Origin of the sequence: Caulobacter flavus (assembly GCF_003722335.1) — a bacterium.
Taxonomy (GTDB): Bacteria; Pseudomonadota; Alphaproteobacteria; order Caulobacterales; family Caulobacteraceae; genus Caulobacter; species Caulobacter flavus.
In genome coordinates this window covers 834,021-847,368 of record NZ_CP026100.1, presented here as the reverse complement: position 1 = coordinate 847,368, position 13,348 = coordinate 834,021, and the positions used below count along the sequence as shown (strand labels likewise).

The window sequence follows — 13,348 nt, the reverse complement described above, 5'->3', positions numbered from 1 at the left end:
GGCTTTGTTTAGCGCGGATAGAAAAAGGGCGGCGGCCTGTTGCAGCAAGCCGTCGCCCGGAGAAGTCGCCTAGAACTTGACTTCGAAAGACGCCGTGACGGTGCGCGGCGGGCCGTAGAAGGCGCTGACCGAGTTGCCGTAGAACACGGCCGCCGACTGCGGGAAGTTGTAGCCGCCGATGCGGTAGCGCTCGTCGCCCAGGTTCTTGCCGGTGAGGGCGGCCTTGTAGCGGCCCTGCGCCGAGGTCCAGATCAGGCTGGCGTCATAGAGCCAGTAGGCCCCCTGATCGAGCGCCGAGGGGATCTCGAACATGTGGTAGGACGAGCGGTACGAGGCCGTCGGGGTGAAGGTGATCGAGCCGTTGTCGCCCAGGTCGTGGCTGAAGTTCAGGCCGAAGTTGCCCGTCCACTTCGGGGTGTTCTGGAACACCCGTGCGTTCGAGAAGTCGCGCACCACCGGCGGCGTCGAGGTCAGGTCCAGCGCGCTGTACTCGTCGAACTCGGCCTTGATGTAGCCCAGCGAGACGTTGGCGCTGACCCAGTGGGCCAGCTTGGCGATCCCCTCGACCTCGAAGCCCGACATGTGGGCGCGGCCGACGTTCAGCACCTGGCTGGCGATCGAGGCGCCGACCGGGGTCTGCTGGGTGACCTGCATGTCCTTGTACTTGGAGTAGAACACCGCGGTGTTCAGGCTCAGGCGGCGGTCGAGGAAGTAGCCCTTCAGGCCGCCCTCGAACGAGTCGACGGTCTCGGGCTCGTAGCCGTCGGCCGAGTTGGGCGTCAGGATCTGGTCGGAGCGCATGTCGAAGCCGCCCGACTTGAAGCCCTGGCTGTAGGAGACATAGGCGTTCAGGTCGTCGCTGATCACGTACTTGGCGCTGAGGCGCGGGGTGAACTTCGAGAAAGTCTTCTTGTTGGTGAAGCTCGAGCGCAGCAGGCCGGGCACGGCGGCGTTGTTGCCGAACAGCGGGCTGCGGATGCCCGTGAAGTTCTGGCGATAGACGCGGCCGTACTTCTCGTCGCGGGTCACGCGGCCGCCGACCGAGAACGACAGGCGGTCGGTCAGGTCGTAGCTGACGTCGGCGAAGGCCGAGTAGCTCTCGGTGTCGACGTTGCCGGCCGTGGCGATGGTGGTGTTGATCTGGCTGACCACGGTGTCGAAGGCGCCGGCGGCGGTGGCGTTCATGTAGTAGACGCCCGCCACGCCCTGCCAGCGGTCGCCGGTGAACAGCGCCTGGAATTCCTGGCTGAACTGGTGGTCGTTGTAGCGGCCGGGAATGTCGAGATAGGCGCCCGGCAGTTCGTCGAAGTCGATCGTGCCCTCGGTGTTGCCCGAGCGGTAGGCGGTGATCGACTTGACGGTGATCAGGTCGTTGATCGTCCACTGGCCCAGCAGCGACACGCCGCTGTTCTCGACGCGGTTGCTGTCGCCCGAGCCGGCGCGGGTGTCGTAGACGTCGGGCAGCACCTCGCCGCCGGGGATCGGCTGGCCCAGGACGTTCAGCGCCTGCACCTCGCGGTGGCCGTGGCGCGGGTTGGACTTGTCGCGGGTGGTGTCGGCCGACAGTCGGAAGAACAGCGACTCGGTCGGGGTGTACTCGACGCTGACGCGGCCGGTGGCGACGTCCTTGTCGTAGTGCTCGGCGCCGGTGTTGAGGTTCTTGCCGTAGCCGTCGTGGTCGAAGCTGGCGGCGGCGAAGCTGACGGCGAGCTTCTGGCCGATCGGGGCCTTGGCCGAGATCAGGAAGTCGCGCTGGTCGTAGCTGCCGAGCGAGGCCTTCAGGCGCAGTTCCGGGTCCGCGCCGATCTTGCGGGTCACGTACTTGACCGCGCCGCCGATGGTGTTGCGGCCGTAGAGGGTGCCTTGCGGGCCGCGCAGCACTTCGATGCGCTCGATGTCGAACACGTCGAGCACCGCGCCCTGCGGGCGGGCGATGTAGACGTCGTCGACATAGAGGCCCACGCCGGGCTCGAAGCCCCACAGCGGGTCTTGCTGGCCCACGCCGCGGATGAACGAGATCAGGGTCGAGTTGGAGCCGCGCGCCACCTGCAGGGTCAAGTTCGGGGTCGACTGCTGCAGGCTGGTGATGTCCGAGGCGCCCATGCGCTCCAGCGCGGCCGCGCCGTAGGCCGAGACGGCCACCGGCACGTCCTTCAGGGTTTCCTCGCGCCGGCGGGCGGTGACGACGACCTCTTCGACGCCGACGCCTTGCTCCGTCGCCGCCTGTTCCTGCGCAACCGCGAGATTGCTCGCGGCGCCCCACGCCGCGCCAGCCAGCAGCGCAGCCTTCCACATCGTTTTCATGGACAGCCCCTCTTACCTAGATGCGTTTCGTCCCTCACGCTGGCCGGGCTCGTCTCGAGCGGCCTCGTTTCCAGCGTTTCCCGCACGATTTCACCGCCGCAGGAATTCGACGGCACTGTCACCTAGGTTGAGGAATTGCGCCAGCCTTTTTTCATCAGGTGGTGAAAAGTGTGATCCGCAGGCTGACGGACACGCGCTACGCCTTGCCGGACTTGGCCACGACGGCCTCGAACCCGGCGGCGCAATAGGCGAACAGGCGGGCGCGGACGGCCTCCAGGTCGCTGGAATGGCAGACGCCTTCCGACAGCGAGTCGATGCGGCCGGTCTCCGACAGGGCCAGCATCATCGAGCCGGTCAGGAACTGGTAGCACCAGTAGAGGTCGCGATACTCCGCGTCGGGACGGACGATCTTCAGCGTGTCGACCAGCTGGTGGACGACGGGATCGAAGAACCGGGCCATGGTCTCGCCGCCCCAGGCTGGGGTGTTGTTCACCTGGGCCACCAGGGCGAAGTAGCTTTTCCAGCCGCCGCCGCCCTCCTGCGAGATGCGCAGCAGGGGATCGATGAAGGCGGTGATCACGCCCTCCACCGTCATGCGCTCGCCGAAGGTCTCGACATAGGCGTTCATCGAGACGCTGCGGGCCTGGTTGAGGATGTCGGCCCGGCGCAGGAAGACCGCGTCGAACAGCTCGCGCTTGGCGCCGAAGTAGTAGTGGATCAGGGCGGTGTCGACGCCGGCCTCCGAGGCCACCTGGCGGGTGGTCACGCCATGGAAGCCGTGGCGCGCGAACAGGCCCTCGGCGGCGTCGAGGATGGTCTCCTTCAGGTCCAGGCCGGTGGCCTTGGAGGGGCGGCCCCGCCCGCCGGAACGGGCGCGGGTCTTGGCGGCGGTCATGTCGAGCGGGCCCCTCCGAGAACTGCGTTGTTCCTCGGATAGGCCCGCTTCCGGCGCCGTGGCAAGAGCGCGGCCGTTCCGAGGCGCTGGGGTCAGGACGTGAAAATCCCGTGGAATCCCAGTGGCAAGGCGGTGTTCGCCCGCCAGGTGACCAGCGGACCGTCGGCCACGCGGCGGGCGTCGAAGGCGTGCAGCTCGGTGGCCTGGGCGTCGAGATCGAGGCTCGTGCCGACCAGCCAGCCGTCGAATTCCGCGCTGGAACCGGGGCGGGGCACGAAGACCATCTCCTCGACCAGCTGGCGGCGGCCGAAGGCGAAGGTCTCTTCGCGGCCGGTCTTCCAGTCGCGCACCGCCACGCCGTGGAACACCGGCTTTCCCGGCTCGCCGACGGCGGCGTGGACGCTGTAGCGACGCTGGCGGCCCGCGAACCGCTCGTCCGAGCGCGGGAACTCGGCGACGCTGTCGAAGCGGGTCAGTTCGGCCTTGCCGTCGGCATGCAGGGCCACCAGCGCCAGGCGCGGCGGGGCCACGTTCGTGAACGGCACGCCGCGCAGCAGCTGCTCGCCGGCCGAGGCCGTGCCGCGCGGATCGTCGTCGACGCAGGCGTCGAAGCGGATCGCGCCGCTCGCGTCCTCCCAGGCGTCGCCCAGGTGGAAGAAGAAGAACGGCGGCAGCTCGAAGGTCCGGCTTCGGGTCAGGTCGGCCTTGTCGAGCACCACCACCTGGGTTCCCAGCTCCGGCCGCCAGGCCATGCTGGAGATGTAGGGCATCTCCATCCGCTCCTGGATCCAGGGCTGCAGCACGATGACGAGATGGCGCTTGGTGGCGGTGAAGTCGTGGATGTAGCTGGCGCGCGGCAGGGTCACGACCTGGGCGTCCTCGAGCGCGCCGTCGGCCGCCAGCCGCCAGACGACGGCGTGCTTGCCCGCCAGGCCCAGGTTCCAGATCCGGCCGTCCGGCTCGCGCCGCGGATGGGCCAGGAACGGCATGGCCTTGAGGTCGGGGCGCAGGGTCTTGAAGCCCCTGGTCTCCAGCGTGTCCGGGTCGAGGACGCAGGGCGAGCCGGCCTCCCACAGGGCCCAAAGCTCGCCGCCGGCCATCATCACCGAGGTGTTGGCGCCGTTGGCGTCGTCGGGGCCGCCCAGCGTCGCGCCGGGGCCGGCCCTGGTGCCAAAGCCCGGGGTCACCATCGCGTTCGCCGCGATGTCGGCGCGGCGCTTGGGGGTGTCGACGAAGCGGGCGGCGAGGCTGGCCTGCCCGTCCTGGATCGAGAACCGGCGCACCAGGCCTTCGCCGTCGAACCAGTGACCGGCCGAGCCGCCCGGACGGCGGAACTTGGCCGGGCCGTTGCGGATCAGCGCGCCCGAAAGCCCGGCCGGGGCCTTGCCGCGCACGCGGGTCAGCCGGGTCGGCGCGATGTCGGCCTCGACATCCCGGAAGGCCAGGGTCCAGTCGGCGGCCCCGGCGGCGAACACGGTCTCGGGGCTGAGCACGGCGGCGGCGCCGGCCAGGCCGGCGGCGCGGAGAAAGGCGCGGCGGTCCATCGATATCCTCAGCGCAGGGTCAGGGCCTGGGCGTTCTCGCCCGGCGTGACGGTGAAGGCGGCGGCCTCGAAGGACGGCGGGCCCATGTTGACCTTGGCGTCGTTGGAAAAGCCGTAGGGTTCGACCGGCAGGCCGAAGGGATTGGTGGCCAGGCGCCCGTCGCCGTCGACGTCGTGGAAGGCGCGGATGGCGTAGGCGCCGGCCGGCAGGTCGATGCGCACGGTCGGCTCGGCCTCGGTCGCGGGCACGCTCACCGACTTCACCGCCTTGCCGCCCTTCCAGGCCTGGGCGCTGTCGTAGACGGCCACCTGCAGGACCCCGGTGTGGGCCTTCAGGGCGGGGAAGGTCACGACCAGGCTGGCGTCGGCCTGGGCGCTCGCGGCGGCGGGCGGCGCGGGAACGACGGGGATGTCCTGGCAGAGGCCGGCGACGGGAACGGCGAGGACGGCGGCGCAGGCCAAGAGCGGGAGAAGACGCATCGGAAGGGTCCTTGGGAAACGGGGGTGGAGGAGACTGTGCAACGACAACGCGCTCAGCCGAAGAACACGCGCCACAGCAGGCGGCCGGGCAGGAAGGTGAAGGCCCCGGCGATCAGCAGGCCGCCGACGAACAGGCCGGTCATGAAGCGCCGGTGCATATGGACCTTGTGCCGGCGGGCGGCGTAGACGGCCATCGGCAGGGCCACGATCGTCCAGCCGGAGAGCAGGTGGATCCAGCTCATCGCGCCGTGGTTCATCTCGCGGATGAACAGCGAGCTGATGGCGGTGGTCGCCATGGCGACCACCCAGGTCCAGCCCAGCGTGCGGTGCAGGCGCGTGCCCTTCACACCGACCATCAGCACCGTGCCGATCGCCAGCGCCGTCAGGGCTGCGGCGACGTGGAGCTGGATCTTCACCGGCGCGGCCGCCAGCAGCGAAAGGTTGGGCATGTGGACGCCGTTGCGGATCATCAGGACGGGCGCGGCGGCGATCGCCGTGGCGACGAGCACCCCGGCCAGGCCCTTGCGCCGAAAGCGGCGGGCGGCGGCGTCGTGCATTGACAGGTTGGGCTGCGACATCTTGATCTCCGTGCGGCGGCGGGGTGCGTCGCCGTTGCTGGATCGATAGGAGCCGCCGGGGCCGTGTCTCAATCGCCGTTACGTGAGCAGCCGGCTCGCCTTCGCCAATCGCCGCCCGCCGCCGTTCGCGCTTCGTCAATGGCGGCCCTGGTCGCGCGGCATGGACGCGGCGTCGTGGTGGCGGGGGTGGCCGGCCTGTTCCTGGCCTTCGCCGGCGCGTTCGGCACCGGCGGCGCGCCGCTGTGGATCCGGATCGTCTACTGGCTGGTGCTGTGCTGGTCGGGCGCGGCGGCGGGCGCGGCGGTCGGCGGCGCGGTGCAGAACAGCGGCCTGACCGAGCGGGGGCCGTTCGTGGGCGGCGCGGCCATCACCCTGGGCGTGGCCCTGCCGGGCACGCTTTACGTCTGGGCGATGTCGAGCCTGATGTTCGGCGCCCTGCCGCGCCCGGCCAACCTGCCGCACTACTTCCTGCCGGTGCTGGTGATCACCGCGGCGATCACGGCGCTGAACTTCCTGGTCGCCCGCAAGCCGGTCGAGACCCACGCCGCCCCGCCCGAGGCGCCGCCGCCCCGCTTCCTGGAGCGTCTGCCGCCCAGGCTGCGCGGCGCGACCCTCCACGCCGTCGAGGCCCAGGACCACTATCTGCGCCTGCACACCTCCAGGGGCGAGGATCTGATCCTGATGCGCCTGTCCGACGCCGTGGCCGAGCTGGAGGGCATCGAGGGCGCCCAGACCCACCGCTCCTGGTGGGTGGCGCGCGCGGCGGTGGTCGAAGCCAGGCGCGGCGACGGCCGCGCCGTCCTGACCCTGGCGAGCGGCGCCGAGGCTCCCGTCAGCCGCGCCTACGCCAAGGCCCTGCGCGAAGCGGGCTGGTTCTAGGACTAGCGCGCGCGGCCCTGCGCCAGCCGGGCCTGGACCTCCGGCCAGACCTTGGCGGCCGCCAGTTCGTCGATAGTGGCGGGGCCTCCCCGGTCGCACGGCGCCGACGGCGCGTCGATCCTCGCGCCGGCCTTGATCAGGGCCAGGGCGGTCGCCTGATCCTGAGCGCAGAGCAGCGGCGCGGCGCCTGACTTGTCGCGGGCGTTCGGGTCGGCGCCCCTGCTCAGCAGCAGTGCAAGCAGATCGGGGGAGAGGGCATGGAACAGCGGGGTGTGGCCGTCCTCGTCCCGCGCGTTGGGAGAGACGCCCTGCGCCAGCAGCAGCTTGGCGACGGCGACGTCGTCGCGGGGCGACGAATTGCACATGAAGGCCTCGGACGTCGTCGCCTGGGGATCGATCCGCACGCCGGCGTCGCCCAGGACCTTCACGGCCTCCAGACGGCATGACTGGGCGGCGGCGACCACGACCGCCTGACGCAGCGAGGCGGGCTTGCCCTTCAGGGCGCCGGCGGCCAGCAGCACGCGCAGGACGTCGTGCCGGCCTTTCCCGGCGGCGATTTCGGCAGGCGTCATCGCCTCGTTGAAGCCGGGCCGGCTGTCGGCGGCGTCGACCGGAAAGCCGGCGTCGACGAGCGTCTGGACGGTCTGCGGCGACATCCATTCGGCCGCCTGCAGCATCAGTCTCCGGCCGCCAGCCGAGCGTGGATCGATGCCCTGTTCGCGCATGACGTCGATGGTCTGCTCGTCGGCGCGCAGCCAGCGCGTGATTTCGGCGGTCTCCTGGACGCGGGAGCGGATTTCGTTGAACTCGCCCGGCGCGCCGTCGCCGCCCAGCGAAACCTCGCCCGTGGCGTCGACGCATTTCTCGACCTTGCCCTGGCGCAGGCAGAGCGTGGACTTGCTGCTGCCGCCGATCCACAGCCTGTAGTGCGGCTTCAGCCAGCGGAAGCGGGACGCGTCGATGGCCTCGAAGAGGCCCGTTACCTTTTCGGAAGGCGGCAGGTAGACGTGGCGGCCGGGCAGCAGCACCTCGGGGCCGCCCTGGAAGATCGCCTCGCCGCCGCGATGGATCTCGACCGTGTAGGTCATGCCCGGGTCGTTGTGGGGCGCGCTGGACAGCACCACGATCTCGGGCCGGTCGAGGCCCTTGATCGGCGGGGCGTCGCGAAGGCGCGCGAGGGCCAGGAACGCGATCGCGACGCCGGCGGCCAGGACGATGAACAGCAGGGCGGCGCGAACGGCGGGGTCGCCGATGGCGGACGGGGGACGTTCGGCGCGCGCGGCCTTGGATGTCTGCTGGCTCACGTCGCCCCCTGAAGCTGGGGGCGCAGAGGACGATCAAACGCCAAGCTTGGCAACCTGCGCGGGTGCGACCCGCCAACAAAAAGGGCGGCCCTCGCGAGCCGCCCTTTCCGCTTTCAGCTGAACCCTTCGGCTCAGAACTCTTCCCACTCGTCGACCTTGGTCGCGGCGGCGGTCGCCGCGCCGCCGGGGCGGCCCGGGCGGACGAAGGTCTGGGCGCGGGCCTGGGCGGCGTGGACCGGGTTGGCGCGCGGCGCGGCGGCCGGTGCCGAGGCGCGGGCGGCGCTCTCGCCGCCGACGCGGAAGCGGCCGACCAGGGCGGCCAGCTCGCCCGTCTCGCCCTTCAGCGAGTGGGTGGCGGCGGTGGCTTCCTCGACCATGGCGGCGTTCTGCTGGACCACTTGGTCCATCTGGTTCACGGCGCTGTTGACCTGGTGCAGGCCGGTCGACTGCTCGGTGGCCGAGGCGGCGATCTCGTTGACCAGGCTGTCGATGGCGGCGACCTGGTCGACGATGCGCTGCAGGGCCTCGCCGGTCTGGCCGACCAGGGCCACGCCCGAACCGACCTGCTGGCTGGAGGTCGAGATCAGGGTCTTGATCTCCTTGGCCGCTTCGGCCGAGCGCTGGGCCAGGGCCCGCACTTCCTGGGCGACGACCGCGAAGCCCTTGCCCGCATCGCCGGCCCGCGCGGCTTCGACGCCGGCGTTCAGGGCCAGGAGGTTGGTCTGGAAGGCGATCTCGTCGATCACGCCGATGATGTTGCCGATCTGGCCCGAGGACTGCTCGATCTCGGTCATGGCGCTGACGGCCTGGCTGACGATGGCGCCCGAGCGCTCGGCGTCGGCGCGGGCGGCGGCGACCACGCTGGAGGCCTCCTTGGCGCCGGCGGCCGTCTTGCGGACCGTGGCGGTGATCTCGTCGAGGGCGGCGGCGGTTTCTTCCAGGCTGGCGGCCTGCTGCTCGGTGCGGCGCGACAGGTCGTCGGAGGCCTGGGCGATCTCTTCCGAACCGGCGCGGATGCCGCCGGTGGCGCCGTTGATGCCGCGTAGGGCGTCCTGCAGGCGGCCGGCGGCGGCGTTGAAGTCGGTCTTCAGCTGCTGGGCCTTGGGAGCGAACTCGGCGTCGATGCGATAGGTCAGGTCGCCGTCGGCCAGCGAGCCCAGGGCCTCGGCCAGGGCGTGGATGGCGATGCGGTCGACCTCGGCCTCGGCGGCCTTCTCGGCTTCGCGTTCGGCGCGCTCGCGCTCGGTGCGGGCGGCGGCGACGGCGGCTTCCTCTTCCAGGCGCAGCTTGTGGATGGCGGCGTCCTTGAAGGTGGCGACGGCTCCGGCCATCTCGCCGATCTCGTCCTTGCGGCCCGAGGCCGGCACGGCGACGCTGTTGTCGCCCGAGGCCAGGCGGCGCATGGCGGTGGTCATGGCCGCGACCGGGGCGGCGATGCCGCCGGTCAGCATCAGTCCGCCGGCGACGGCGACGGCCAGGGCGATGGCGATGCCGCCGGCCAGCACCAGGGTGCTGCGCAGCGAGGCGGCGGCCTGGGCGGCGGTCTCGGCGGCGACGACGGCCTCGGCGTCGGTGGTGATGGCCTCGATGGCGTTCTCGACCGGCTCGACGGCCTTGTCGGCGACGCCGTCGTGCTTGACCAGGTCGATGGCCTGGGCGCGGGTCGCCGGATCGGCGCCCAGCTTCTCGGCCGGCTCGATGGCCTGGGCGCGGTAGTTGGCGTAGGCGGCGTCGACGGCGGCGATGCGGTCCAGGTCGGCCTGGTCGTCGCCCGCCAGCTTGCGCAGCTCGTCAAGGGCGGCCAGGAACTTGGGCTTGTGGGCCTCTTCCAGGCGCTGGACGTAGTAGGCGTCGCCCGACAGCAGGAAGCCGCGCAGCGAGTTTTCCTGACGGGTCAGGCGGAAGGCGGCGGTGTCGGCCGCCCGGAGGCTGGCGTGCGCCACGGCCGTGCGCTGCACCGAGCCCTTGTAGGCCTGCTGGTTGATGAACAGCGTAACGCCCATGGCCACGATCGCGGCCAGCATCGCGCCGAACACGACCATCAGCTTCTGGGGAATCTTCAAGTCACCAAACCGCACGACCCGCCTCCGGATATCTGCCCCGACGATGTGCGCGACAGCACACGTCCTCGCTGCAAGCTCTGGCGAGATCGCGGTTTCCACGGGATTAACCGTACCGTGGCGGAATGTCGCACCCCGAGACCGCGGTTATATGCCGGCGATCGGCGACGGAGCGCTTCCAACCGCCCAGGGTTGCGGCGTGTAAGGGGTTACCGTCGATAAGGCGACGCCCGCTCCACCTGTGGCGGAGCGGGCGTGCGACAAAACACCCTCTGAAAAATATTTCGTCCGCGACCGGATTTAGTGGGCCTCGTCCCAGTTCAGAGCCGCGCGGGCCTCGACCGTGAGGGGCACGGAAAGCGCCACGGCCGGCTCGGCCGCGCCCTCCATGACCCGCCGGGCGACGTCGCAGACGGCCTGGGCCTCGTGCTCGGGGGCCTCGAACACCAGTTCGTCGTGCACCTGCAGCAGCATTCGGGCCTCCAGGTTCGCCTCTTCCAGGGCGGCGGGCATGCGGGCCATGGCCCGACGCATGACGTCGGCGGCCGCGCCCTGGATCGGGGCGTTGATGGCCGCCCGCTCGGAGAACTGCCGCTGCCCCACCGACTTGGCGTGGATGTCGGGGATGTTGATCTTGCGGCCGAAGATCGTGGTCACGTAGCCGTGCTCGCGAACGAAGGCCTTGGTGGCGTCCATATAGGCCTGGATGCCGGGGAAGCGCTCGAAGTAGGTCTTGATGTAGGCCCCGGCCTCGCCCTGGCCGATGCCCAGCTGGTTGGCCAGGCCGAAGGCGCTGATGCCATAGACGATGCCGAAGTTGATGGCCTTGGCCCGGCGGCGGATCAGCGGGTCCATGCCCTCGATCGGGGTGTCGAACATCTCCGAGGCCGTCATGGCGTGGATGTCGAGGCCGTCGCGGAAGGCTTGCTGCAGCTGCGGGATCTGGCCGATGTGGGCCAAGAGGCGCAGTTCGATCTGGCTGTAGTCGGCGCTGATCAGCACCTTGCCCGGCGCGGCCACGAAAGCCTTGCGGATCTTGCGGCCCTCCTCGGTGCGGACCGGGATGTTCTGCAGGTTGGGGTCCGACGACGACAGGCGGCCCGTGGTGGTCGCCGCCAGGGCGTAGGAGGTGTGCACCCGGCCCGTGCGCTCGCTGATCGCGGCGATCAGGTTCTCGGTGTAGGTGCCCTTCAGCTTGCTCAGCTGGCGCCAGTCGAGCAGCACGCGCGGCAGCTCGTGTTCGTTGGCCAGGCTCTCAAGCACGTCGCTGTCGGTCGACCACTGGCCAGTGGCGGTCTTCTTGCCGCCCTTCAGGTTCAGCTCGCCGAACAGCACGTCGCCGATCTGCTTGGGGCTGCCCAGGTTGAACGGGCGGCCGGCAAGTTTCTGCGCCTGTTCCTCGAACTCGGCCATGCGCAGCGAGAACTCGTTGGACAGGCGGCGCAGCGTCTCGGGATCGACGCGGACGCCGTCGTTCTCCATCGTCGCCAGCACGCCCGGCATCGGCCGCTCGAGGGTCTCGTACACGGTCAGCAGGCCTTCGGCCGCCAGGCGCGGGCGCAGCACGTTGTAGAGGCGCAGGGTGACGTCGGCGTCCTCGGCCGCGTAGGCCGTGGCCTTGTCCAGGGCCACGTGCTTGAAGCTGATCTGGCTCTTTCCGGAGCCCGCCACTTCCTTGAACGGGATGGGCTTGTGGCCCAGCCACAGTTCCGACAGCTCGTCCATGCCGTGGCCGTGCAGACCCGCCTCCAGCACGTAGCTGATCAGCATGGTGTCCTCGATCGGGGCGACGGCGATCCCCCGGCGGGCCATCACGGCGATGTCGTACTTGGCGTTCTGGGCGACCTTCAGCACCGCCGGGTCTTCCAGCAGCGGCTTGAGGGCGGCCAGCGCCTCTTCCTCGGAGATCTGCTCCAGCTTGGCGGGCGCCTCGAAGGCCAGGCCGCCATCCTGCGGCTTGTCCTCGTGGCTGACGGGGATGTAGCAGGCCTCGCCCGGCGCGATGGCCAGCGACACGCCGCACAGGCCGGCGTTGGCCGACGACAGGGCGTCGGTCTCGGTGTCGAAGGCGACGATCCCCTTGGCGCGCGCCTTGTCGATCCAGACCTGCAGCGTGGCCAGGTCCCGCACGCAGACGTAGGACGCGTGGTCGATGGCGACCGGCTCGGCCACCGGATTGGCCGCGGCGCGGGCGGCGGCCGAGACGTAGGAGACGCTAGTCACTGGGGCGGTGACGGCCTTGTCCGACGGACGGGCCTCCAGCGTGCGGGGCGCGGCCGCGGCGTTGCCGTCGCCGACCCGGCGGGCCAGCGTGCGGAACTCCATCTCGTCGAGGAAGGCGGCCAGCACGGCCTTGTCGGGCTCGCGCACCACCAGCTCGTCCATCGGCTCGGGCAGGGGGGTGTTGCAGTCCAGCGTGACCAGGGCCTTGGACAGGCGGATCTGGTCGGCGAAGGCGATCAGGGTCTCGCGGCGCTTGGGCTGCTTGATCTCGCCGGCGCGGGCCAGCAGCGTGTCGAGGTCGCCGTATTCGGTGATCAGCTGGGCGGCGGTCTTGATGCCGATGCCCGGCGCGCCGGGCACGTTGTCGACGCTGTCGCCGCACAGCGACTGCACGTCGACCACCTGCTCGGGATAGACGCCGAACTTCTCGAACACCTCGTTACGTCCGATGCGCACCCCCTTCATCGGGTCGAACATCGAGACGCTGTCGCCCACCAGCTGCATCAGATCCTTGTCGGACGAGACGATGACGGCCTCGCCGCCGGCGTCGCGGGCGGCGCAGGCATAGGCGGCGATCAGGTCGTCGGCCTCGTAGCCGGGCAGCTCGATGGCCGGCACGCCGAAGGCGCGCGTGGCGTCGCGCACCAGCGGGAACTGCGGGATCAGGTCTTCCGGCGGCGGCGGACGGTGGGCCTTGTACTGGTCGTACAGCTTGTTGCGGAACGTCTTTTCCGAGTGGTCCCAGATCACCGCCAGGTGCGTGGGCGCGTCGCCCTGCATGTCGCGCATCAGCTTCCACAGCATGTTGCAGAAGCCCTGCACCGCGCCGACGGGCAGGCCGTCGCTCTTGCGGGTCAGGGGCGGCAGGGCGTGATAGGCGCGGAACAGATAGGCCGAGCCGTCCACCAGGAAGAGGCGCAGGGCGGGGCCGTCCTGGGTGAGCGGACGGGTCTGGGCGGATTCGGGCGCGGCGACGTCGGTCATGCGCGCGAACATAAGGGGATCGGTGGCGCGCCGGAACCCTCGCCGAACGTCCGTCGGGCGGTTGCTGACGCCGGTAGGCTCGGCTATGGCTCAGCCAG

General features: G+C 70.4%; 9 protein-coding genes. 1 reads left to right on the top strand and 8 read right to left on the bottom strand.

What is annotated here, in order from left to right; genetic code table 11:
• Positions 1 to 69 precede the first annotated feature (69 nt).
• The 5 genes from C1707_RS04085 to C1707_RS04065 form a co-directional block, all read right to left on the bottom strand.
• On the bottom strand, positions 70 to 2,304 hold the full coding sequence (locus C1707_RS04085; protein ID WP_101713621.1) for a TonB-dependent receptor: 2,235 nt from the start codon (positions 2,302 to 2,304) through the stop codon (positions 70 to 72).
• 196 nt (positions 2,305 to 2,500) lie between these two features.
• Positions 2,501 to 3,199: a TetR/AcrR family transcriptional regulator gene (locus C1707_RS04080; RefSeq protein WP_101713622.1), complete on the bottom strand. Its 699-nt coding sequence runs from the start codon at positions 3,197 to 3,199 to the stop codon at positions 2,501 to 2,503.
• A gap of 92 nt (positions 3,200 to 3,291) precedes the next feature.
• Positions 3,292 to 4,743, bottom strand: coding sequence for a carotenoid oxygenase family protein (locus tag C1707_RS04075; RefSeq protein WP_101713623.1), 1,452 nt, complete (start codon positions 4,741 to 4,743; stop codon positions 3,292 to 3,294).
• Between the two features lie 8 nt (positions 4,744 to 4,751).
• Positions 4,752 to 5,222: a DUF2141 domain-containing protein gene (locus C1707_RS04070; RefSeq protein WP_101713624.1), complete on the bottom strand. Its 471-nt coding sequence runs from the start codon at positions 5,220 to 5,222 to the stop codon at positions 4,752 to 4,754.
• Positions 5,223 to 5,275: 53 nt separating this feature from the next.
• On the bottom strand, positions 5,276 to 5,800 hold the full coding sequence (locus C1707_RS04065) for a DUF2306 domain-containing protein (RefSeq protein ID WP_420808229.1): 525 nt from the start codon (positions 5,798 to 5,800) through the stop codon (positions 5,276 to 5,278).
• Between the two features lie 138 nt (positions 5,801 to 5,938).
• On the opposite strand from C1707_RS04065, the gene C1707_RS04060 reads away from it, so the two are divergent.
• Positions 5,939 to 6,679 carry a LytTR family DNA-binding domain-containing protein gene (locus C1707_RS04060; RefSeq protein WP_101713625.1) on the top strand — a complete coding sequence of 247 codons (741 nt, stop codon included), beginning with the start codon at positions 5,939 to 5,941 and terminating at the stop codon, positions 6,677 to 6,679.
• A 2-nt stretch (positions 6,680 to 6,681) separates the two neighbouring features.
• Here C1707_RS04060 and C1707_RS04055 read toward each other — a convergent pair whose 3' ends face one another.
• The 3 genes from C1707_RS04055 to polA form a co-directional block, all read right to left on the bottom strand.
• Positions 6,682 to 7,983, bottom strand: coding sequence for an ankyrin repeat domain-containing protein (locus C1707_RS04055; protein WP_101713626.1), 1,302 nt, complete (start codon positions 7,981 to 7,983; stop codon positions 6,682 to 6,684).
• Between the two features lie 131 nt (positions 7,984 to 8,114).
• The gene (locus C1707_RS04050) at positions 8,115 to 10,061 is read right to left on the bottom strand and encodes a methyl-accepting chemotaxis protein (protein ID WP_123170714.1); all 1,947 of its coding nucleotides are present in this window, start codon (positions 10,059 to 10,061) and stop codon (positions 8,115 to 8,117) included.
• Between the two features lie 282 nt (positions 10,062 to 10,343).
• Positions 10,344 to 13,250, bottom strand: coding sequence for a DNA polymerase I (gene polA, locus C1707_RS04045; RefSeq protein ID WP_180896919.1), 2,907 nt, complete (start codon positions 13,248 to 13,250; stop codon positions 10,344 to 10,346).
• Positions 13,251 to 13,348 lie beyond the last annotated feature (98 nt).

What these genes read in the sequence shown, in the direction of transcription:
- C1707_RS04085 (WP_101713621.1), bottom strand. Translation starts at nt 2,304, where the DNA reads ATGAAAACGATGTGGAAGGCTGCGCTGCTGGCTGGCGCGGCGTGGGGC.
- C1707_RS04065 (WP_420808229.1), bottom strand. Translation starts at nt 5,800, where the DNA reads ATGTCGCAGCCCAACCTGTCAATGCACGACGCCGCCGCCCGCCGCTTT.
- C1707_RS04080 (WP_101713622.1), bottom strand. Translation starts at nt 3,199, where the DNA reads ATGACCGCCGCCAAGACCCGCGCCCGTTCCGGCGGGCGGGGCCGCCCC.
- C1707_RS04070 (WP_101713624.1), bottom strand. Translation starts at nt 5,222, where the DNA reads ATGCGTCTTCTCCCGCTCTTGGCCTGCGCCGCCGTCCTCGCCGTTCCC.
- polA (WP_180896919.1), bottom strand. Translation starts at nt 13,250, where the DNA reads ATGACCGACGTCGCCGCGCCCGAATCCGCCCAGACCCGTCCGCTCACC.
- C1707_RS04060 (WP_101713625.1), top strand. Translation starts at nt 5,939, where the DNA reads ATGGCGGCCCTGGTCGCGCGGCATGGACGCGGCGTCGTGGTGGCGGGG.
- C1707_RS04075 (WP_101713623.1), bottom strand. Translation starts at nt 4,743, where the DNA reads ATGGACCGCCGCGCCTTTCTCCGCGCCGCCGGCCTGGCCGGCGCCGCC.